Below are 19,845 nucleotides of genomic sequence, written 5' to 3'. Positions count from 1 at the left end.
GCGCCCTCCTACTGGAGCTTGTATGCCTTGAAGTTCCGGGTGAGCAGGTACGTGGTCTGGAGACCGGTGCTGTTCAGGCTCCGGTAGATGCCCCACTTGGGCCGCAGATAGTTCTTGCCGCGCCACAGGTCCAGGCCGGTGCGCCGGTACGAGGCGACTTGTCTGCCGTCGGTGGTCACCGACCAGTCGGCGTACGCGCCCGAGTCGGCCGCCTTGACCTCGACCGACACATCGCTCCACTTGCCCTGGAGCGGCTTCATGTCGGCGGCCCCGGCCTCGGTGAGGTTGCCGTCGTCGTCCGAGGTCCGGATCTCGACCTTCGGGCCGTCGCTGTGCTGGTGCAGCGACATGGTGAACAGCGGGGCGGCCACGTCCCCCACCTTGATCTGCATGATGTGGGTGAAACTGGTGGTCGCGTCGAGGGTGTCCGGCACATACATCTGGTACTGGATCCGCCAGGTCTCGTTCTTGAGGATCTTGACGGCGGAGCCGTTCTGCTCCATGCCCCTGACCTCTTGGCGCTGACGGTCGGTGCTGGTGTCGACGTCCTTGGGGTAGTGGATGTCGGTACGGAAACCGCCCTCGTAGGGGTAGATATGGGTGACACCGGGATGGGAGTCGGCGCGGTCGTCCTCGGCGCCCTCGAAGGCGTCGGCGACGCTCGCCCCCGATGCGGGGCTCCACTTCAGGCTCCAGGACGCGGCCGGCGCCTGCGGGGACCGCTCGGCACCGTAGGCGACCGCGGCCGGGGCGATCAGCGCGGCCGTCGCCGAGAGAGCGAGGGCGGTGCGCGGTAAGAGCGGTGAACGCTCCATCAAGGATTCTCCTGTCTGATCCTTGTTCACATGGGGGGACTGTAAGGAAGGCTTCCTAATGCGTCAACAGGTCAGCCACGGGAGACCCGGTAGACGACCGTGCCGTGCGCGGGCACCGAGGCGCTGATCGAGCCGCTCGTGGTGGAGGTGGCCTTCGACCACAGGTCCTTCAGGCGGTACGAGGACGAGCCGCCGAGGCCGATCGCGCTCGCCGTCGTCGAGATCGTCTTGCTGGACGAGTTCTCGTTGAGCAGTGCCACCGCGCGGTCGCCGTTCGCCAGTTGCTTGGTGTACACGGTCTTCCCGCCACTGGAGGAGACGATGGTGGCCTGTTTGCCCAGAGTGTCCTGGTCGAGCGCGATGATGTCAGTGTTCTTCAGGATCGACTGGGTGGTCGCGGAGGCGTTCCGGACGTCGCTGCCGATCAGCAGTGGCGCCGCCATCATCGCCCACAGGCTGAAGTGGGTGCGGTACTCGGTGGCCGTCATCCCGCCGTTGCCGACCTCCAGCATGTCGGGGTCGTTCCAGTGGCCGGGGCCCGCGTACTGCGCCAGGTCGTCGTTGATGTGCAGCTTGTCGATCATGCTGGACCACTTGTCGCTGATGTCGCCGGTGGTGCGCCAGGAGTTGCCGACCGGCTCGCCCCAGGTCCATACCTTGGGAGTGGTCTGGCCCCATTCGCACAGCGAGTAGAGGATCGGGCGGCCGGTGGCGGCGAGCGCGTCGCGCATGGCCTTGTAGCGCTTCTGGGCGTCGACGCCCTGGTTGTTGCAGTTGTCGTACTTGAGGTAGTCCACGCCCCAGGAGGCGAACTGCTTGGCGTCCTGCTTCTCGTGGTCCAGTCCGCCCGGGAATCCGTTCGCCGCGTTGCAGGTCTTGGTGCCGGCGCTGGTGTAGATCCCGAACTTCAGCCCCTTGGCGTGCACATAGTCCGCCACGGCCTTGATGCCGTTCGGGAAGCGGGTGCGGTTGGGCACCAGATTGCCGCTCGCGTCCCGGCTGGGCTCGGCCCAGCAGTCGTCGATGTTGACGTAGGTGTAGCCCACGTCCTTGAGGCCGAGTGAGATGAACGCGTCGGCGACGCCTTTGACCATGGACTCGTTGAACGAGGCGTCGCAGTGCGTGGCGTTCCAGTTGTTGAAGCCCATGGGGGGCGTACGGGCCAGGCCGTTGTCCAGTGCGACGGCCTGCGGCGCCGCGGTGGTGATGCTCACGGTGAGGGCGCCGGCGGCGACCGTGGTGGCCGCGGTGACGGCCGCGAGGCAGGAGCGAAGACTGCGTGATCGTGTGGATCTTTGCATGACCATCTCCTTTGAACGCGGACAGTGCATCGCGGAAGGTAGGAGGTGTGGCGCGATGAGTCAAGGAATGGTGTGGACCAAAGAGGTGGTGGCATGGGTGGCGGTCGGCGAAAAATGGCCAACTGCCAGCGGATTCCCCTTTTTTCTGGGCATCGCACAGAGAATGTACGGCTGGAGAGATCGGAGGATTTTTGACGCACGCTTATTGACCGGACACCAACAGCCGGTGACGCTGCAACAGAACGGCACATGACCGTACGCCCCCGAGAAGGAGCCCTCATGGGCCGCAGATCGCGCCGCCGCCCCGGCGCCTGGCTGACCGCCGTGCTGTCGGCCGTCGTCACCCTCGCCCTCACCGGTCCCACCCCGGCGCGGGCCGAGGTCACCAACCCCCGGCAGCAGTGGCTGCGCCAGTCCCAGGCGGGGCTCTTCCTGCACTGGGGCATGCGCACCTCGCCCGGCTACACCAGCTGCTCCGCCTGGGAGAAGGCGGTCACCGACGGTGGCTGGAACGCCGACTACTGGGTGGCCGAGGCCAAGAAGCTGCACGCCTCCTATCTGGTGCTCGCCTCCTTCCACAGCCGTCTGGGCTATGCGCGGGCCTGGCCGTCCGCGATCCCCGGAAGCTGCTCCACCAAGCGGGACTTCCTCGGCGAGCTGATCGACGCGGCGAGCGCCCAGGGGCTGAAGGTCATGCTCTATATGACCGACGATCCCCAGTGGCACGCCGAGGGCGGCCATGAATGGCTCGACTCGGCCGCCTACTCGGCCCACAAGGGCCATGACGTCGACCTGACCACGCGCGAAGGCTTCGGCGAGTACTCCTACGACAACTTCGTGGAAGTGATGCGGAAGTACCCCGAGCTGTCCGGGTTCTGGATCGACAACGACAACGACTACTGGATCGACCACGGGCTCTACGAGAAGATCCGCGCCGACCGCCCCGGCTGGCTGCTGAGCAACAACAACGAAGACACGCCGATCATGGACACGGTCAGCAATGAGCAGAAGACCGGGATGACCCCGGCCTATGACTACCCCCAGGCCATCTGGGCCCCACAGCCCCGGCTCACCGAGGCCTGCTTCAAGCTGCCCAGCAGCGGGGCCTGGTGGTACAGCGGCACCGATTCGGCGGTGGACCAGGGACTCACCCTCGGCCGGCTGATCAGCGACTCCGGATCCTCCGTCAAATCCCTCATGGCCGAGACCGCCCAGGTGAACGGGCGCTTCCCCAGCAAACAGGAGGCGTTCAACAACTACGCCAAGACCTATCTCGACAAAATCTGGGGCTCGCTGGGCGGCACCGAGGGCGGTGGCTACTCCTACGGCGGGCTCCAGCCCGGCGCCTGGAACGACGGCGCCCACGGGGTGACCACGGTGAGCACGACCGACCCCGACCGCCACTTCGTCCACGTCCTCACCCGGCCCTCGGGCGCCACGCTGACGTTGCGGGACAACGGTTACAAGGCGACCGGCGTCACCGACTACCGCACCGGGAAGAAGCTCGACTTCCGCCAGGGCGACGGCCGGATCACCATCTCCGGCATCACCGACTGGGATCCGTACGACACCGTCCTCGCGGTCCGCACCGACGGCCGTCAGGGCATCGTCCCGCCGGGCTCCCTCACCGCGAGCGCCAGCGTCTCCGCGAGCGGCCACCCCGCCTCCGCCGTACTCGACGGCGATCCGCGGACGTACTGGGACAACGACACCACCCTGCCCGCCTCGGTCACCCTCGATCTGCGCTCCGCCAAGAGCATCCGCTATCTGGCCGTGAACCAGCGGGAGTGGTCGGTCTCCTACGCCCGCTCCGACACCGAGCAGTCCGCCCGCATCCGCGACTACCAGGTGCACGTCTCCGACAACGGACGCGACTGGGGCAGCCCGGTCGCCTCCGGAACGCTGCCCAGCGCCCGCGGTGTGCGGTTCATCGACATCCCCGCCACCACCAAGCGCTATGTCCGGCTCACGGTGAACAGCACCTGGGCCGCGGCCACCGACACCAAGCACTATCGCAAGCTGCTGCTGGACGAGGTGCGGGTCGGATCCTCCTACCCCGGGAGCGGCCGCACCACCACCGACGGCGGGGCACCGCGGATCCGGACCGCCCGCTGACGGCCCGTCCGCCCCGTCCCGTTGATTCATCCCCCACCGAGATGGAAGGCAGGCCGAAGCCATGAACGACACCACACCGCGCACGGCGCCCGAGGCGGCGGACCGCACCCGTACGGAGGCCGGCGAGACCGCCTGGCAGACTCCCGACTACGTGGTCGTGGAGACCGCGCTGGAGGTCACCGCCTACTCGCTGAACGCCCGCTGAGCTCCCCGCCATGCGCGTGCGCGTGCTCGGCACCGCGGCGGGTGGCGGCGTACCCCAGTGGAACTGCGCGTGCCCCGGATGCTCCGGGGCACGCGCCCACCCGGGGCGGCGCCGCCGCCATGCCTCGCTCGCCGTCCAGGCCGACGAAGGCCGCTGGTATCTGGTCAACGCCACCCCCGACCTCGGCGACCAGGTCGAGGACTGTCCCGAACTGCACCCCGGGCCCGAACCGCGCCGGACCCCGCTGGCCGGGGTGATCCTCACCGACGCCGAACTCGACCACACCCTCGGCATCGCCCGGCTGCGCGAGGCGGACGGCATCGAGATCGTGGCCACCGCCCCGGTGCGGCACGCCCTGCTGACCGGGCTCCACCTGGGCGAGATCCTCACCCCCTACGCCCGGCTGGACTGGCGCCCGCTCGGCCCGGGGGACCGGCCGCTCGCCGAGGGCTCACCCATCGCCGTCGGCGCCGTCCCCGTCTCCGCCAAACGCCCCCGCTACGCGGCCGGACGGGGCGCCCCGGACGACGACGCCTGGGTGGTCGCCCTCCGGCTGACCGACCGCGCCACCGGCCGCTCCCTCCTCTACGCCCCCGCGCTCGCCGCCTGGCCCGACGCCTTCCGACTCGCCGCCGAAGAAGCCGACTGCGTGATCGTCGACGGCACCTTCTGGTCCGATGACGAGCCCCTGACCAGCGGCTTCGGCTCGCGTACCGCCACCGCCATGGGCCATCTGCCGATCGATGGACCGGATGGCACGGCGCACCGGCTCGCCGCACTCGGAGCGCGCACCCTGTACACCCACCTCAACAACACCAACCCCCTCAACGACCCGGCCGCGCCCCAGCACTCGGGCTTGGCGAGGCTGGGCGTCGAGGTGGCCGCCGACGGAATGGTGATCGACCTGTGAGCACCCCACGGACACGGCTCGAGGAGCGGTTGCGCGCGGTCGCGCAGGAGCGCTACCACGACCGCCACCCCTTCAACGTACGGATGCACGCGGGCGAGCTCTCCCCCGCCGAACTGCGCCGCTGGATCCTCAACCGCTTCCACTACCAGCGCCATATCCCCGTCAAGGACGCGCTGATCACCGCCAAGCTCGACACCTCACGGCTGCGCCGGATGTGGCTGCGGCGCATCCAGGACCACGACGGCGCCACCGACGGCGAGGGCGGCATCGAGCGATGGCTGCGGCTCGGCGAGGCCGCGGGGCTGCACCGGGACCGGCTGCTGTCGGGTGATGAAGTGGTGCCAGGGGTACGGCTCGCGGTCGACGGCTATGTCAACTTCTGCCGGCTGCGCGGGCCCCTGGAAGCCGTCGCGGCCTCGCTCACCGAGCTGTCCGCGCCCGGCATCATGCTCACCCGGATCGACGCCTTCGAGCGGTACTACCCCTGGATCGAGCGCGAGGGCCTGGCCTACTTCCGCAACCGGGTCGACCAGGGGCGCCGGGACAGCACCGAGGCCCTCGACCTGGTCCTGACCTGGGCACGGACCCCCGAGGACGAGGACCGCGCGGTGGCGGCGCTCGCCTTCAAATGCGATGTGCTGTGGTCGCTGCTGGACGCGGTCGACCACGCCGACACCAAGGACGGCCTGGGAGGCGACGCCAAGGACGGCCCCGGGGAGGGCGCATGACCGGCCCCGGCACCCCGCCCACCCCGGCCGGATGGCGGCCCGCGCTGTCCCCCGCCGTGAGCCTGCGCCACGACCGGGTGCGGGACGCCGATCTGCTGGTGCTGCCCGAGCGGGTGGTGGTGCTGCGCGGCAGTGCCGCGAAGATCCTGCGGCTGTGCGACGGCGACCGCGACCTGGACGCCATCGTGGCGGAACTTCAGAGCCGCTTCCCCGGCGCGCCCGTCGCCGAGGACGTCCCCGCCTTCCTCGACCGGATGCGCGGGGAGGGCTGGGTCCGATGACCGCCGCGCCCCGCCCCTGGGCCCTGCTCGCCGAGCTCACCCACGGCTGCCCGCTGCACTGCCCCTACTGCTCCAACCCGCTGGAGCTGGTCCGCCGCTCCCGTGAGCTGTCCACCGCCGAGTGGACGGAGGTGCTGCGCCAGGCGGGGGAGCTGGGCGTGGTGCACACCCATCTCTCCGGCGGGGAACCGCTGTTGCGCGGCGATCTCGCCGAGATCGTCACCGCCGCCGAGTCCGCCGGGATCTACACCCAGCTCGTCACCAGCGGAGTGGGCCTGGACGGCGCCCGGCTGGCCACGCTGACCGCCGCCGGGCTGCGCAGTGTCCAGCTGTCCCTGCAACACGCCGACCCGGCCGCCTCCGACCGGATCGCCGGACACCGCTCGTACGCCGCCAAGGAACGGGCCGCCGCGCTGGTGCGCGCGGCCGGACTGCCGCTCGGGATCAACGTCGTCCTGCACCGCGACAACCTCGACGCGCTCGACGCCATCATCCGACGCGGCCTGGACTGGGGCGCCGACCGGATCGAGCTGGCCAACACCCAGTTCTACGGCTGGGCGCTGCGCAACCGGGAGGCCCTGCTGCCCACCCGCGACCAGCTCGGCCGGGCGCGGGACACGGTCCAGCGGTGGCGGGACCGGCTGGGCGGCGCCACCGACCTGGTGTGGGTCGTGCCCGACTACTTCGACGGCGTGGCCAAGCCCTGCATGGGCGGGTGGGGCGCGGTCTCGCTGACCGTCGCGCCCGACGGCACCGTGCTGCCCTGCCCCGCCGCCGCGAGCCTGCCGGACCTGGACCCGCCCAACGTCCGCGACCACCCCCTGGAGTGGATCTGGGACCACTCGGGCGCCTTCAACCGCTACCGGGGCGAGGACTGGATGCGCGAGCCCTGCCGTACCTGCTCCCGCCGCGCGGAGGACTTCGGCGGCTGCCGCTGCCAGGCGTACGCCCTGACTGGCGACGCCGCCCGCACCGATCCGGCCTGTGCGCTCTCCCCGGACCACGGTGTGATCCGCGCGCTGACAACGGACCCCGGGCACCCGGCCGGAGCGGGCACCTCGCCGCCGACCGGCGGCTATGCGTACCGCAAGCCCGGAGGGTGAGGCCGGGCGCGGTTTGGCGCATACGCTCCCGCTTCCGTAAAGTTTCGCCGTTGTCCAGGGGAACAGGCGAACCAGAAAGCGGCAGCGGCGATGACGGTGATTGACGAAGGCCGGGCCGAGCGTGCCCCGGCCGAGGAGCCGGGCATCGACCCGGAGCGGCTGGCGACCTGTCTGAGCGTCCTCGCGGAACTCGACCGGCTGCCGGTCGACCACCCCGACGCGATCATGGTCCGCCGGGCCACCTCCGGGATCTATCGCAGCGTGAAGCAGCGCAGGCGCCAGGAGCGCCGGGCCGCGAAGACCGCGAACGACAAGGCCGTGACCGAGGCCACCGCCACCGGCGCCGCCGACCGGATCGACGACGAGACGCTGGGCCGCGCGCTCACCAGCTCCGTCACCACGGAGATCGCGGGCATCCTGAAGCGCCCCCGCTCCTGCTACGTCTGCAAGACCCGGTATGTCGAGGTCGACGCCTTCTACCACCAGCTGTGCCGCGACTGCGCCGCCGAGAACCGGGCCCGCCGCGACGCCCGCACCGATCTCACCGGGCGCCGTGCCCTGCTCACCGGCGGCCGGGCGAAGATCGGCATGTATATCGCGCTGCGGCTGCTGCGTGACGGCGCGCACACCACCATCACCACCCGCTTCCCGGTCGACGCCATCCGCCGCTTCAAGGCCATGCCGGACAGCGGGGAGTGGCTGCACCGGCTCAAGGTCGTCGGCCTCGATCTGCGCGACCCGGCCCAGGTCATCGCGCTGGCCGACGCGGTGAGCGCCGCGGGCCCGCTGGACGTACTGATCAACAACGCCGCCCAGACCGTCCGCCGCACCCCGCAGGCGTACGCGGAGCTGATAGCGGGCGAGTCGGCGCCGCTCCCCGCCGGTGAGCTCCCCGAGTCCATGGTCCTCGGCGCCTTCGGCAGCGGAGCCCAGGCGGGCCTGCCGGCGCCCCGCGCGCCCCGGGACGGCGCCCTCACCCCGCAGGACCTCACCGCCCTCGCCCTCAACCGTGGCTCCGCCTCACCGGCCCGGATCGAGGCCGGGACCGCGATCGACGCGGGCGGGCTGGTGCCGGACCTGGACCCGAGCAACACCTGGGTGCAGCGGGTCAACGAGGTGGACCCGGTCGAGATGCTCGAGGTCCAGCTGTGCAATGAGACGGCGCCGTTCATCCTGGTGAGCCGGTTGCGCCCGGCGATGGCCGCCTCGCCCGCCCGGCGCAAGTACGTGGTCAACGTCTCCGCGATGGAGGGCAAGTTCGGCCGGGGCTACAAGGGCGCGGGCCATCCGCACACCAATATGGCCAAGGCCGCGCTGAACATGCTGACCCGCACCAGCGCACGCGAGATGTTCGAGTCCGACGCCATCCTGATGACGAGCGTCGACACCGGGTGGATCACCGACGAGCGCCCGCACCCGGACAAGATGCGGCTGGCGGCCGAGGGCTTCCACGCCCCCCTCGACCTGGTGGACGGCGCCGCGCGGGTCTACGACCCGATCGTCCGGGGCGAGCAGGGCGAGGACCTCTTCGGCTGCTTCCTCAAGGACTACGCCCCGACGTCCTGGTGACGACGGGGCACTGCCGGGCGGCGGGGCGCGCACCCCAGCGCCCCGCCCCCGCGGTCCGGCCCGGGGTCAGGCGCTCGCCTTGTGGCCCGCCGCCGGGGTGCGGCGGCCGGGCGAGAAGCCGAAGCGCCGGGCCAGCCGCCGCAGGCGGGCGCGGGCGGCGGTCCGGTAGCGCTCCCAGAAGCGGGCGAACCGGCTCGCGCGCAGTTCCTCGAAGAGCTGGTCGTAGCGCCGCGCGATCGGCTCCGGGTCATAGATCCGGGAGCGCTCCAGGGCGGCCGCGCCCATCGCCCGCCGGGCCGGGGCGTCGCCCATCAGCTCCATCAGGGCGCTCGCCAGCGCGTGCTTGTCCCCGGTGGGGACGAGCCGCCCGGTGACCCCGTCCTTGATGATCTCGGCGGGGCCGAGCGGGCAGTCGGTGCTCACCACCGGCACCCCGCAGCGCATGGCCTCCACGATCGTCATCCCGAACGACTCGGCGTCCGAGGCGACCGCGACCAGCGACGCCCTGGCGAACTCCGCCTCGATGGGGGAGCGGGGCCCCATCAGCTCCGCGCTCCCGGACAGGCCCAGCCGCTCGATATGCTCCGCGAGCCGCTCCTTCTCCGCGCCCCCGCCGTAGATCCGCAGCCGCCAGGCCGGGAACTTCGCCGAGATCTCGGCGAAGGCGTCGAGAAGCAGGTCGAAGCGCTTGCCGCGGACCAGCCGCCCGGCCGCGGCGATCACCGGCTCGGTGCCCTCGGAGGGGGCCACGTCGGGCTCGGGGACGCTGTTGGGTATCGCCAGGGTCCGCACCCCCGGCATCGGCATCTTCTTGCGGTAGACCGCGGCGTCCGCCTCCGTCGTGGTGACCACGGCGTCCAGCACCCGGTAGAACGGGGCCAGCTCCGCCCGCAGCTTCTTGCTGTGCGCCTCGTACCGCAGATGCTCCTGGGCGATGCGCAGGGCGCGACGCGGGGCGAAGCGGGAGATGTAGACGTTCACCCCCGGCCGGGTGCCGACGATCACATCGGCGTCGCAGCCGCGCAGATACTCCGCGGCCCGCGTGTCCATCAGCCGGTTGTACTGCTTGATCCGCTTCTCGGCGGCCGGAAAGTCCCGGCTGGCCTCGAAGAACAGCGGGTCCTTCGCGTCCGCGCTCTCCGGACGCGTGTCCACCAGGGGGATCAGCCGCACCCGCGGGTCGAGGGCGAATCGGGGCGTCTCGCGGTGCCGCATCATCGAGACGATCTCGACCTCATGGCGGTCGGCGAGCGCCGTCGCGAGGTTCATGGTCGTCCGGATCGTTCCGCCGATCCCGTAGGCGTTGTGCAGCAGGAATGCGATCTTCATGCGGTATTTTCTCCGGCCGGGTGCGTCCCCGGGGCGAGTTTCCCCCGGAAGCTGCTCGACACCTTGTCGAGGCCCGGTAAGTCCACCGCGTGAAGAAGGTGAGAGCGGGGTAAGAAGCCCCGCTCAGGACCCCCGCCCGCCGCGGGCACCGCTGTGGCCTTGGCAGACTCGGGGTGTGACCAACACCGTGCTGCTCGCCGAGGACGACCGTGCCATCCGCCAGGCCCTGGAACGCGCCCTGACCCTGGAGGGGTACCGCGTCACCGCCGTGTCCGACGGGATAGAGGCGCTGGCGGCCATCCACCGAGAGCGCCCGGACGTGGTCGTGCTGGACGTGATGATGCCGGGCGTGGACGGGCTCCAGGTGTGCCGGGTGCTGCGCGCCGAGGGGGACCGCACCCCCATCCTCATGCTCACCGCGCGGGTCGAGACCGCCGAGCGGATCGAGGGGCTGGACGCCGGCGCGGACGACTATGTGGCCAAGCCCTTCGAGATCGAGGAGGTCTTCGCCCGGCTGCGCGCGCTGCTGCGCCGTGCCGCCCCCGCCGAACCGGCCGCGCCGGAGGACACCGCCATCGACGGGGTGCTGGAGGTCGCCGATCTGCGCCTGGACTCCTCGGCCCGGCGGGTCTGGCGCGGCGGTACGGAGCTGGAGCTGACCCGCACCGAGTTCGACCTGCTGGAGCTGCTGGCCCGCAACGCGGGCATCGTCCTGGACCACACCACCATCTACGCCCGCATCTGGGGCTACGACTTCGGCCCCGGCTCGAAGAACCTTGCCGTCTACATCGGCTATCTGCGCCGCAAGGTCGATCCGGAGGGGCGCGCCCCGCTGATCCACACGGTGCGCGGGGTCGGATACAGCCTGCGGGAGGAGTGATGGTGCGGCTCCCCCCGCTCCGCCGTGGCCGGCCCAGTCTGCGGACCACCTTCGCCCTGTCGTTCTCGGCGGCGGCCACCGTGGTCACCCTCCTGGTCGGCGGGCTCAGCTATGACGCGGCCGCCGGGCTGGTGCGGGTGGACCAGCAGTCGGCGTTCGACGACATCATCCGCGATCTGCGCGGCGAGGTCCGCAGCGAGAAGGTGATCCTGCGGCAGTACCCCTCGGAGTCCGTCGTGCCCGTACCGTACGACCTGCGGGACGATCTGCGCCGGATCAGCCGGATGGACGTCCAGGTGATCAACGGCCGGGGCACGGTCTACGACGCGGGCAAGCCCCCGCTGCCGGTCGTCGACGACGACCGGACGACCGCCGCCTCCGGCACCCCGGGCACCGTCGTACGGCGCGAGATCGGCATCGGCGGGGAGCAGTACCGGATGGCCACGGTCGCGGTGGGCGACGGCACCGGCGCGATCCAGGTGGCCCAGCAGATCAGTGACACCGAGGATCTGCTGCGCGAGCTCCAGAAGCGCACCGCGCTGTTCGTGGTCGCCGTCATCCTGGCCGCCGGACTGGCCGGCTGGTGGCTGGCCGGGCGGATCACCCGGCGGCTGGTGCGGCTGACCCGGGTCGCCGAGAGCGTGGCCGCCACCGGCCGGATGGAGGTGGCGGTGCCGGTCGCCGGGGACGACGAGGTGGGCCGCCTCGGCCGGGCCTTCGACGGCATGCTCGGACAGCTCGCGCGCTCCAAGGACGACCAGCGGCGGCTGGTCCAGGACGCCGGGCACGAGCTGCGCACCCCGCTCACCTCGCTGCGCACCAACATCTCCCTGCTGCGCCGCTTCGAGGAGCTGCCGGGGCCCGCGCGCGAGGATCTGCTGGCCGATCTGGCGGGGGAGACCCGGGAGCTGACCGATCTCGTCAACGAGCTGGTGGACCTGGCGGCCGGGCAGCGGGACGACGAACCCCGTACCGAGGTCTCGCTGGAGGAGGTGGCCACCACCGCCGTGACCCTCGCCCGGCGCCGGACCGGCCGGGAGATCACCGTACGGGCCGAGGGCGACACCCGGCTCACGGGTCACCCGGCCACCCTGCAGCGCGCGGTCTCCAACCTGGTGGAGAACGCCGCCAAGTTCGACCAGGGCGGTACCGAGCCCGTCGAGGTGGTGATCAGCGGCCGCCGGGTGGAGGTCCTCGACCGGGGTCCGGGCATCGCCGAGGAGGACCGCGGACGGGTCTTCGACCGCTTCTACCGCGCGCCCGGCGCCCGTAGCCTGCCCGGTTCGGGGCTGGGCCTGGCCATCGTGCGCGAGGTCGCCCTCGCACACGGCGGCACCGTCTTCGCCCGGCCGCGTCCGGGCGGGGGCGCGATACTGGGTTTCACGGTCGGCGAGGCCACCGAGGCGCCATGACACCACGCCACGAGCCCCGGCCATCCTGCGTGCCGCCGCCGCTACGGGGTGCCCGGCGGCCGCGCGGCTCCGCCCCTGGACCCGGGGCCGACGAGCCGACCGTCGTCGTGGACACCCGCACCGGCGAACACCCCGCCGCGGGCGTCACGGCTTGCGGGCCACTCCCGCCCACATGTTGATGTCCGCGCTGCGGATGTCCTCCGGCCGGTCCTCGGGGTCCGGATTCCAGTGGTGGGGCTCCGACACACCCGGGTCGATCAGCTCCAGACCGTCGAAGAAGGCCCTGACCTCGCTCTGGGAGCGGGTGGTGAAGGAGATCCCGCTCTCCTTGTAGACCTGGATGACGTTCCGCCAGGTCTCCTCGGAGAAGTCATGCGTGGAGTGGGTCAGCATCAGAAAGCTGCCCGGGACCAGCGGCGCCATCAGCTCGCGGATGATCTCGTACGGCTTGTCCTCCTCCGGAATGAAGTGGAAGAGCGCGTTCACGGAGATCGCCACCGGCTGGTCCAGGTCCAGCGTCTCATGCAGCTCGGGAGCGCTCATGATCCGCTGGGGATCGCGCACATCCGACTGCACATAGGCCGTACGGCCCTCGGGGGTGCCGACGAGCAGCGCCTGCGCGTAGGCCAGCACGATGGGGTCGTAGTCGGTGTAGACCACCCGGGCCTCCGGGGCGACCGCCTGAGCCACCTGGTGGAGGTTGGGCTCGGTGGGTATGCCGGTGCCTATGTCGAGGAACTGCCGGATCCCGGCCTCCCGGGCCAGCCAGCGGGTGGCGCGGTGGATGAAGGCCCGGTTGACGGTGGCGTTGAGCCGGACGGTCGGATAGACCTCCAGAACCCGCCCGGCGGCCTCCGCGTCGACCTCGTAGTGGTCCTTGCCGTTGAGGTAGAAGTCGTACATCCGAGCCGGGTGCGGCTTGGTGGTGTCGATCTGGTCAGGGGCGAGCCCGTTGTCGGTCACGCGGCCCTCCGTTCCGGTGCGGTACCCGCCGAGGTGGTCAGGTTTTCTGGGCGTGTGAGCAGGAAGTCCGCGGCGCCGGCCTTGGCGCCCTGGATGAACTTCTCGATTTCGTGATGGGTGTAGATCAGGGCGGGGCCGTCCGGATCGGTCGACTGACGCAAGGCCACCCGCCCGTCGTTCAGCCGCATGACCTCCACGCAGGCACCGCCGTTGGGGCCGCTCCAGGGCTTGGCCCAGCCTTCGGTTCCCAGATGTTTGGCGGGCATGCCGTTGTACACATGTACCTGATCCACAGTCAGAGCTCCTTGCGAATCCCACGGAGAAAGTTCTCCGTCCGCCGCGCCGGTGTGGCCTGGGTGCCCATGCGGTCCAGGGCTTCCAGATAGGCGACCACATCGGAACGTTGGTCGAGATAGCCGGCGCCGGTCAGGCCCTCGGCATAGACGATGTCCGGCAGTTCCGGGATCTGGAACCGGAAGAGCTGGAAGGGTCCGCCCATGCCCGGGTGAGGGCCGGCGGAGAACGGCACCACCTGAAGGGTGATGTTCGGTCTTTGCGCCGCTTCGATCAGACGGTCGACCTGGGCGCGCATCACCGCGGGACCGCCGATGGACAGACGGAGCACCGTCTCGTCCATCACGACCCACAGATGCGGTGCGTCCGGGCGGCTGAGCAGCTCCTGGCGCTCCATCCGCAGCGCCACCCGGCGCTCGATCTCCTGGTCGGATCCGTGCGGGAAGCCGATGGAGAGCAGCGCGCGGGCGTAGTCCTCGGTCTGCAGCAGTCCGGGTATGAAGTGCGGCTCATAGGCGCGGATCCGGCTCGCGGCGCCCTCGAGGCTCACATAGAGGCTGAACCAGTCCGGCAGCACATCGCGGAACCGGTGCCACCAGCCTGGCCGGTTGGCCTCCTCGGCGAGTGCGAGGAAGGAGTCGATCTCCTGCTGCTCGGCGCCGTAGGTCTGCAGCAGCTTCTCGACGTAGGGGAGTTTCAGGCCGACTTCGGCCTTCTCCATCCTGCGCACCGTGGTCTGGTTGACGTGCAGCGCCCTGGCAGCCACGTCGTAACTGACGCCGGCTTTTTCGCGAAGGTCCCTCAGCCGCATGCCGAGGACCATCTGCCCGACGGTCGGGGCAGATCGCGCTTCACCCACGTCGTACCTCCTGGGACGGTCTTGTCAGGATCAGTGTGCCACGTACGAGATGAGGGCAACAGAGTGCTCTGGCTATTCTGCATTTTGCAGATCGCGCCTTGCCAACTGATGCTCGCAACAACGATAGTGACAGGTGTGACCAGTCCAACGTGGCTGCTGTGTCGCGCACTTGCGGCATTCACGTACGGCATTCACGCCCCACAGGTAGGACGGACGGAAGGCACATGGCCGTGGCATTGCGTCAGCGCTCGACGATGGCCCACCACCCGAGCTCCGGGAGCGTTGACTCCGCCCTCCGTCAGGAGAGGTTCCAGCTGCCCGCCAGAGGTGCCTCGGTCGCGATCGCCCGGCACCGGGTGCGGTCCCGGGCGCCGGAGTGGGGCTTTACGGAGGATGTCTGCGAGGCCGCCGAGCTGGTGGTGTCCGAACTGTTCACCAATGCCCTGGTGCACACCGGAAGCGAGCAGATCCTCTGTGTGCTGCGCGCCCATGAGCGGCGGATGCTCTATATCGAGGTCGCCGACCAGGGCGGCGGACCGGCCGTCCCCACGCCGCGGGAGGCCGGTCTGGAGGATGAGTGCGGGCGCGGACTCGCGCTGGTCCGCGCCCTGGCCGACGCGTGGGGGGACCGGCCGGGCGTGAACGGCGGACGGGTGGTCTGGGCCCAGATGAGCGTGACCGTCGGCCGTTGACGCCGGGACCGGCCCCTCGGCCCGTCACACCGCCGTCGTACGCTGCTTCCCCGGGGCGGCCGGGTCGTCGGCGCGGCTACGGGAGAGGGCGGCGTCCCGGGTCTCCCGCATGGTGAGGTAGACGACGAGCGAGACCGCGGCACACGCCGAGACGTACCAGTAGTACCCGGACTCCACACCGCCCTTCTTGAACCACAGCGCCACATACTCGGCCGTGCCGCCGAACAGCGCGTTGGCCAGGGCGTACGGCAGGGCCACCCCGAGCGCCCGGACATGGGTGGGGAACAGCTCCGCCTTCACCACGGCGTTGATCGAGGTGTAGCCGGTGACGATGACCAGCGCCGCGAGCGAGAGCAGCAGCGCCCCGGCGAAGCTGTCGGCGTGCGAGAGCGCGGTCATGATGGGGACGGTGCCGAGCATCGAGCCGATGCCGAAGGTGATCAGCAGCGGACGGCGCCCGATCCGGTCCGAGAGCGATCCGGCCAGCGGCTGCAACAGCATGAACAGGAACAGAGCACAGAAGCTCACCAGCGAGGCGTCGGACTTGCTCATCCCTGCCGTGTTCGACAGGTACTTGGTGAGATAGGTGGTGTACGTGTAGTACGCGACCGTGCCGCCCATGGTCAGCGCGATGACCAGCGCCGCCTCCTTGCGGTGGCGCAGCAGCTCGGCGATCGTCCCCCGCGCCTGGTCCTGGTGGTCCTCCTCCTCGGTGTAGACCTCGGTCTCCAGCAGATTGCGCCGCAGCCAGAAGACCACGGCCGCGCCCACGGCGCCGACGACGAACGGAATGCGCCAGCCGTAGGAGTGCAGCGCGTCATCGGACATGGTGTGCTGCAGCAGGATCTGCAGACCGAGGCCGATCAGCTGACCCGCCGTCATCGACACATACTGGAAGCTGGAGACGAAACCGCGGCCGCCGGGCCGGGACGCCTCGGTGAGATAGGTGGCGCTGGCCGCGTACTCACCGCCCACCGACAGTCCTTGCAGCAGCCGCGCCACCAGCAGCACGAACGCGCCGAAGTAGCCGACCTGGTCATAGGTCGGGGCGATGGCGATGAGCAGCGCGCTGGCCGACATCAGCGTCACCGTCAGGGTGAGCGCCGCCTTGCGGCCGCGCCGGTCGGCGAACCGGCCCAGTAGCCAGCCGCCGACGGGACGCATGAAGAAGCCCACCGCGAAGATCCCGGCGGTGTTGAGGAGTTGCGCCGTGTCGTTGCCCTTGGGGAAGAAGGCTCCGGCGAAGTAGGTGGCGAAACTGGCGTAGACGAACCAGTCGTACCACTCGACGAGATTTCCGATCGAGCCGCCGAAGACGGCTCGCCAGGGAGTGCGTGGTTGGCTCCGGGGAGCGCTGTCGGTCACGGGGCCTCCAAGTGAGCGGGGTGAACTCCACACCCCTACCCCGCGGAGGGCCGGTTGGAAAAGAGTTTCCGCAGGGCAGTCAGCCCTGCCGCGCCTCCTCCAGCGCCGCCATCCGTCGCCTGCCCCACGCGCCCAGCGGGCCCAGCGCCGTATTCAGCTCGTCGCCCAGCTCGGTCAGCGAGTACTCCACCTTCGGCGGCTTCACGTCGTAGCTCTCCCGGTGGACGATCCCGTCCGCCTCCAACTCCCTCAGCTGCTGCGTCAGCACCTTCTCGGTCACCCCCGGAACCAGCCGCCGCAGCTCCCCGAAGCGGCACCGTTGGTGATTGAGCGCCCAGATGATCAGGACTTTCCACTTCCCGTCGATCACATCCACGGCCGCGTCCAGACCGCAGACATAAGGCTGCTTTCCCAAAGCCCCGCCCGCCCCCACTGACCTCAAGGTAAGTACGCACTATTTAGTGCGTACTTGCCCACACTACCGCTGGCGAACGAGCCTGTGATCGGCGCGCCGGACCCCTACGACCAAGCGGTATCGAACCCCCTGGAGCAATCGAAATGAGCCAATCCCCCGTGACGGTGCTGGGCCTCGGCGACATGGGCACCGCCCTGGCCCGCGCCCTTCTGCGGGCCGGGCACCGGACGACGGTGTGGAACCGTACGGCGGCCAAGGCCGAGGCGCTCGCCGCCGAGGGCGCGCTGACCGCCGCCACGGCCGGTGAGGCCGTCGCGGCGAGCCCCCTGGTGGTGGTCTGTCTGCTCGACTACGACTCCGTACGGCAGGTGCTGGCCCCCCTCGGGGACGCCCTGTCCGGCAAGGCCGTCGTCAACCTCACCAACGGCACTCCGCGGCAGGCCCGTGAGCTGGCCGCGTGGGCGGCCGGACACGGTGCCCAGTACCTCGACGGCGGCATCATGGCCGTCCCGCCGGTGATCGGGACGCCCGCCGCCTTCCTCCTCTACAGCGGCTCGCCCGCCGCCTTCGCGGACCACCGGGGTGTGCTGGACCTCTTCGGCGAGAGCCATCACCTCGGCGACGACCCCGGCCGTGCCCCGCTGTACGACATCGCCCTGCTCAGCGCGATGTACGGGATGTTCTCCGGCGTGCTGCACGCCTACGCCCTCGTACGGTCGGACGGTGTGGCGGCGACCGATGTCGCCCCACTGGTGGGGCGCTGGCTGACCGCCATGTCCGGCGCGGTGGACGGCTACGCGCGGCAGATCGACTCCGGTGACCACGCCGTGGGGGTGGTCTCCAGCCTCGCCATGCAGTCGGCCGCGTTCGTCAACTTCACCGGCTCCGCGCGGGACCAGGGCATCAGCCCCGAACTGATCGCCCCGATCGGCCACCTCATGGCCCGCCGGGTCGCCGACGGACATGGCCATGAGGGCCTCTCGGGACTGGTGGAACTGCTCGGACAGGGACGGCCCGGCGCGCCCTGGTGACCAGCGTCATCGACCGCCCGGTGCGGGTGGGCCGACCGGGGGCGAGGCGGCGCTCGGGCGGCGGGCGGCCGGCTCGTCGGCCGCCTGTGCCGGGGTCTGGCCGAGGCGTTGCGCCGTCTCCAGCAGGCCGTTGACGGTGGGCGCCCGCCAGCCGGCGCCGAGCTCATCGTCGATCCTCCGCCTGTCCGGGGTGATGTCATCGACCGTCAGGGCGGCGCCTTCAGCGGCCAGGAGGCGGGCGAGGCCGGCTGACAGCATCGATTCGCGGCTCCGCCGGGTGGGGGCTCCGCCCCGGACCCCGGGGTCCAGGGGCGGAGCCCTTGGTATCGGGAAGGGGCGGGGAGGGGAAAGCGCCGATCCGCGGCTCCGCCGCGTGGTCCGCCGGACGCCCGCTAGGCGTGGTGCTGAAGGACGGCCTCGCCGCGGTCGGGCAGACGAGGGTCGGACAGGTGGGGGTTGGACAGGTGGGGGTCGGACAGGTGGGGGTCGGACTCCTCGTCGCCCGTGGGCTGGCGGGGGATCGGGTGGGGGAGACGGAGCGAGGGGCCGGGCTCGGCGGGCACGTCGGGGCCGACCGGCACCTCGTGCGGGCCGGGTCCGCCGGGCCCCTCCGGAACCTCCGGCCCGCCGGTTCCACCGGCTCCACCCGCGGCATCATGCCCGTCGTGGCCGTGGGCGTCCGGCTGCTCCATGACCGCGGCCTCGGCGCCCTTGGCCGCCGCCTCCGCTTCGGCCTCCGCCTCGGCGTTGTGCACCGTCAGCATCACCAGGCCGGTGCTCGCGACGAGGGCCGCCACCAGCGCGAGCAGCGTGCCGGGCGCGCCGTGCCGGAAGTGCTCGCCCAGCGCGGCGAGGCCGACGGCGGTGGCGACCACGGGGTTGACCACGGTCGCCGTCGCCAGCGGCGAGGCCAGTCCGGCGCCCCGGTACGACGCCTGGGACAGCAGTACCCCGCCCGAGGCCAGCAGCCCGATCGTGACCAGGCCGGGCAGGGCGTCCTGCCACGCGTCCCAGGTCCACTCCACGGCCACGTTCTTGGTGACCACCGACGAGACGCCGAAGGCCGTCCCCGCGGCCGCCGCCAGCAGCACACTGCGGATCCCGGGCGACCGCATCACACGGGCCGCCCCGATCAGCACGGCGATGGCGGAGACCGTGATCACGATCAGCCAGAAGCCGTCCCGCTCGGCCAGTGCCTGGGCCCGCGAGGAGCCGGTCAGCGAGAGCAGCCCGGCGAGCCCCACGGTGGCGAGCAGCGCGCCCCGCCAGCCGGCCGCGCCGACCCGGCGGCGGACGAACACGGCCGCCATCGGCAGGGCGAAGACGATCGTGAGAGCCCCTAGGGGTTGCACCACGCTCAGCGGGCCGTAGGCCAGGGCGATCACATGGAGGACCGCGCCCGTCCCGTTGAGGGTCACCGCGGTCCACCAACTCCCGCGCCGCAGCGGAGCGGACGCGAGGCGCGGCGTCGTGGCCGCGACATGCTCCTGGAGTATGGCTCCGGCGGCGTAGCAGACCGCCGAGGCCAGGGCCAGCAGCACAGACAGCGCGAGGGAGGTCACGTCGCGGCCCCCTGGG

The 19,845-nt window shown here is 71.0% G+C and carries 21 protein-coding genes and 1 pseudogene; 12 read left to right on the top strand and 10 right to left on the bottom strand.

The genetic code is table 11. From position 1 onward, the window contains the following. Window positions 1-8: 8 nt before the first annotated feature. The gene (locus ACMTAK_RS08285) at window positions 9-815 is read right to left on the bottom strand and encodes a hypothetical protein (protein WP_413805585.1); all 807 of its coding nucleotides are present in this window, start codon (window positions 813-815) and stop codon (window positions 9-11) included. A gap of 80 nt (window positions 816-895) precedes the next feature. Beyond that, window positions 896-2,116: pseudogene (locus ACMTAK_RS08280) on the bottom strand (glycoside hydrolase family 27 protein); the annotation flags it as partial. Here ACMTAK_RS08280 and ACMTAK_RS08275 point away from each other — a divergent pair. From ACMTAK_RS08275 to ACMTAK_RS08240, 8 genes are all read left to right on the top strand, one after another. Continuing rightward, window positions 2,115-2,369, top strand: coding sequence for a hypothetical protein (locus tag ACMTAK_RS08275; protein ID WP_413805584.1), 255 nt, complete (start codon window positions 2,115-2,117; stop codon window positions 2,367-2,369). The pseudogene ACMTAK_RS08280 and the gene ACMTAK_RS08275 overlap by 2 nt on opposite strands. A gap of 26 nt (window positions 2,370-2,395) precedes the next feature. Beyond that, window positions 2,396-4,231: a discoidin domain-containing protein gene (locus tag ACMTAK_RS08270; protein ID WP_413805583.1), complete on the top strand. Its 1,836-nt coding sequence runs from the start codon at window positions 2,396-2,398 to the stop codon at window positions 4,229-4,231. A gap of 61 nt (window positions 4,232-4,292) precedes the next feature. Next, window positions 4,293-4,436 carry a pyrroloquinoline quinone precursor peptide PqqA gene (pqqA, locus tag ACMTAK_RS08265; RefSeq protein WP_044567954.1) on the top strand — a complete coding sequence of 48 codons (144 nt, stop codon included), beginning with the start codon at window positions 4,293-4,295 and terminating at the stop codon, window positions 4,434-4,436. A gap of 10 nt (window positions 4,437-4,446) precedes the next feature. Then, a complete protein-coding gene (gene pqqB / locus ACMTAK_RS08260) occupies window positions 4,447-5,346 on the top strand; it encodes a pyrroloquinoline quinone biosynthesis protein PqqB (protein ID WP_413805582.1) in 900 nt (299 codons plus the stop codon). Then, entirely contained in the window at window positions 5,343-6,074 is a 732-nt protein-coding gene (gene pqqC / locus ACMTAK_RS08255; RefSeq protein ID WP_413805581.1) for a pyrroloquinoline-quinone synthase PqqC, read from the top strand. Before pqqB ends, pqqC begins: the two co-directional genes overlap by 4 nt. Continuing rightward, window positions 6,071-6,355 (top strand): pyrroloquinoline quinone biosynthesis peptide chaperone PqqD, encoded by a 285-nt coding sequence (gene pqqD / locus ACMTAK_RS08250; protein WP_413805580.1) that lies wholly within the window; start codon window positions 6,071-6,073, stop codon window positions 6,353-6,355. Before pqqC ends, pqqD begins: the two co-directional genes overlap by 4 nt. Continuing rightward, window positions 6,352-7,458 carry a pyrroloquinoline quinone biosynthesis protein PqqE gene (pqqE, locus tag ACMTAK_RS08245; protein WP_413805579.1) on the top strand — a complete coding sequence of 369 codons (1,107 nt, stop codon included), beginning with the start codon at window positions 6,352-6,354 and terminating at the stop codon, window positions 7,456-7,458. The genes pqqD and pqqE overlap by 4 nt, the downstream gene beginning before the upstream one ends. 90 nt (window positions 7,459-7,548) lie before the next feature. Continuing rightward, a complete protein-coding gene (locus ACMTAK_RS08240) occupies window positions 7,549-9,027 on the top strand; it encodes an SDR family NAD(P)-dependent oxidoreductase (protein ID WP_413805578.1) in 1,479 nt (492 codons plus the stop codon). 66 nt (window positions 9,028-9,093) lie between these two features. Here ACMTAK_RS08240 and ACMTAK_RS08235 read toward each other — a convergent pair whose 3' ends face one another. Beyond that, window positions 9,094-10,356: a glycosyltransferase family 4 protein gene (locus tag ACMTAK_RS08235; RefSeq protein WP_413805577.1), complete on the bottom strand. Its 1,263-nt coding sequence runs from the start codon at window positions 10,354-10,356 to the stop codon at window positions 9,094-9,096. A 175-nt stretch (window positions 10,357-10,531) separates the two neighbouring features. On the opposite strand from ACMTAK_RS08235, the gene ACMTAK_RS08230 reads away from it, so the two are divergent. Both ACMTAK_RS08230 and ACMTAK_RS08225 read left to right on the top strand, forming a co-directional pair. Continuing rightward, window positions 10,532-11,236, top strand: coding sequence for a response regulator transcription factor (locus tag ACMTAK_RS08230; protein WP_413805576.1), 705 nt, complete (start codon window positions 10,532-10,534; stop codon window positions 11,234-11,236). Next, window positions 11,236-12,648, top strand: a complete 1,413-nt coding sequence (locus ACMTAK_RS08225; protein WP_413805575.1) for a sensor histidine kinase — start codon at window positions 11,236-11,238, stop codon at window positions 12,646-12,648. Before ACMTAK_RS08230 ends, ACMTAK_RS08225 begins: the two co-directional genes overlap by 1 nt. Window positions 12,649-12,792: 144 nt before the next feature. Here ACMTAK_RS08225 and ACMTAK_RS08220 read toward each other — a convergent pair whose 3' ends face one another. Genes ACMTAK_RS08220 through ACMTAK_RS08210 form a run of 3 tightly spaced genes read right to left on the bottom strand, consistent with a single transcriptional unit; the run spans window position 12,793 to window position 14,764 of the window. After that, window positions 12,793-13,611, bottom strand: coding sequence for an SAM-dependent methyltransferase (locus tag ACMTAK_RS08220; RefSeq protein WP_413805574.1), 819 nt, complete (start codon window positions 13,609-13,611; stop codon window positions 12,793-12,795). Further along, window positions 13,608-13,904 carry a DUF397 domain-containing protein gene (locus tag ACMTAK_RS08215; RefSeq protein ID WP_020866365.1) on the bottom strand — a complete coding sequence of 99 codons (297 nt, stop codon included), beginning with the start codon at window positions 13,902-13,904 and terminating at the stop codon, window positions 13,608-13,610. The genes ACMTAK_RS08220 and ACMTAK_RS08215 overlap by 4 nt, the downstream gene beginning before the upstream one ends. Before the next feature lie 2 nt (window positions 13,905-13,906). Then, on the bottom strand, window positions 13,907-14,764 hold the full coding sequence (locus tag ACMTAK_RS08210; RefSeq protein WP_413805573.1) for a helix-turn-helix domain-containing protein: 858 nt from the start codon (window positions 14,762-14,764) through the stop codon (window positions 13,907-13,909). A 224-nt stretch (window positions 14,765-14,988) separates the two neighbouring features. Here ACMTAK_RS08210 and ACMTAK_RS08205 point away from each other — a divergent pair, with 224 nt between their 5' ends. Then, window positions 14,989-15,456, top strand: coding sequence for an ATP-binding protein (locus ACMTAK_RS08205; RefSeq protein ID WP_413805572.1), 468 nt, complete (start codon window positions 14,989-14,991; stop codon window positions 15,454-15,456). Between the two features lie 24 nt (window positions 15,457-15,480). Here the strand turns inward: ACMTAK_RS08205 and ACMTAK_RS08200 are convergent, their stop codons facing one another. Next, window positions 15,481-16,821, bottom strand: coding sequence for an MFS transporter (locus ACMTAK_RS08200; RefSeq protein WP_413805571.1), 1,341 nt, complete (start codon window positions 16,819-16,821; stop codon window positions 15,481-15,483). Window positions 16,822-16,900: 79 nt separating this feature from the next. Further along, entirely contained in the window at window positions 16,901-17,236 is a 336-nt protein-coding gene (locus ACMTAK_RS08195) for a winged helix-turn-helix transcriptional regulator (protein WP_413805570.1), read from the bottom strand. A 143-nt stretch (window positions 17,237-17,379) separates the two neighbouring features. Between ACMTAK_RS08195 and ACMTAK_RS08190 the strand changes: the two genes are divergently transcribed. Continuing rightward, the gene (locus tag ACMTAK_RS08190; protein ID WP_413805569.1) at window positions 17,380-18,267 is read left to right on the top strand and encodes an NAD(P)-dependent oxidoreductase; all 888 of its coding nucleotides are present in this window, start codon (window positions 17,380-17,382) and stop codon (window positions 18,265-18,267) included. Between the two features lie 6 nt (window positions 18,268-18,273). Here ACMTAK_RS08190 and ACMTAK_RS08185 read toward each other — a convergent pair whose 3' ends face one another. Continuing rightward, window positions 18,274-18,525, bottom strand: a complete 252-nt coding sequence (locus ACMTAK_RS08185; protein ID WP_413805568.1) for a hypothetical protein — start codon at window positions 18,523-18,525, stop codon at window positions 18,274-18,276. A 134-nt stretch (window positions 18,526-18,659) separates the two neighbouring features. Continuing rightward, window positions 18,660-19,829, bottom strand: coding sequence for a DMT family transporter (locus ACMTAK_RS08180; protein ID WP_413805567.1), 1,170 nt, complete (start codon window positions 19,827-19,829; stop codon window positions 18,660-18,662). Window positions 19,830-19,845 lie beyond the last annotated feature (16 nt).

The organism is Streptomyces lacaronensis, from assembly GCF_047337785.1.
Classification (GTDB): domain Bacteria; phylum Actinomycetota; class Actinomycetes; order Streptomycetales; family Streptomycetaceae; genus Streptomyces; species Streptomyces lycopersici.
This window is presented reverse-complemented; position numbering and strand designations above follow the sequence as displayed.

Excerpts from the sequence above, each read along its gene's own strand:
- ACMTAK_RS08285 (WP_413805585.1), bottom strand. The coding sequence starts at position 815 with ATGGAGCGTTCACCGCTCTTACCGCGCACCGCCCTCGCTCTCTCGGCG.
- ACMTAK_RS08275 (WP_413805584.1), top strand. The coding sequence starts at position 2,115 with ATGACCATCTCCTTTGAACGCGGACAGTGCATCGCGGAAGGTAGGAGG.
- ACMTAK_RS08270 (WP_413805583.1), top strand. The coding sequence starts at position 2,396 with ATGGGCCGCAGATCGCGCCGCCGCCCCGGCGCCTGGCTGACCGCCGTG.
- pqqA (WP_044567954.1), top strand. The coding sequence starts at position 4,293 with ATGAACGACACCACACCGCGCACGGCGCCCGAGGCGGCGGACCGCACC.
- pqqB (WP_413805582.1), top strand. The coding sequence starts at position 4,447 with ATGCGCGTGCGCGTGCTCGGCACCGCGGCGGGTGGCGGCGTACCCCAG.
- pqqD (WP_413805580.1), top strand. The coding sequence starts at position 6,071 with ATGACCGGCCCCGGCACCCCGCCCACCCCGGCCGGATGGCGGCCCGCG.
- pqqE (WP_413805579.1), top strand. The coding sequence starts at position 6,352 with ATGACCGCCGCGCCCCGCCCCTGGGCCCTGCTCGCCGAGCTCACCCAC.
- ACMTAK_RS08240 (WP_413805578.1), top strand. The coding sequence starts at position 7,549 with ATGACGGTGATTGACGAAGGCCGGGCCGAGCGTGCCCCGGCCGAGGAG.
- ACMTAK_RS08235 (WP_413805577.1), bottom strand. The coding sequence starts at position 10,356 with ATGAAGATCGCATTCCTGCTGCACAACGCCTACGGGATCGGCGGAACG.
- ACMTAK_RS08225 (WP_413805575.1), top strand. The coding sequence starts at position 11,236 with ATGGTGCGGCTCCCCCCGCTCCGCCGTGGCCGGCCCAGTCTGCGGACC.
- ACMTAK_RS08205 (WP_413805572.1), top strand. The coding sequence starts at position 14,989 with ATGGCCGTGGCATTGCGTCAGCGCTCGACGATGGCCCACCACCCGAGC.
- ACMTAK_RS08190 (WP_413805569.1), top strand. The coding sequence starts at position 17,380 with ATGAGCCAATCCCCCGTGACGGTGCTGGGCCTCGGCGACATGGGCACC.
- ACMTAK_RS08185 (WP_413805568.1), bottom strand. The coding sequence starts at position 18,525 with ATGCTGTCAGCCGGCCTCGCCCGCCTCCTGGCCGCTGAAGGCGCCGCC.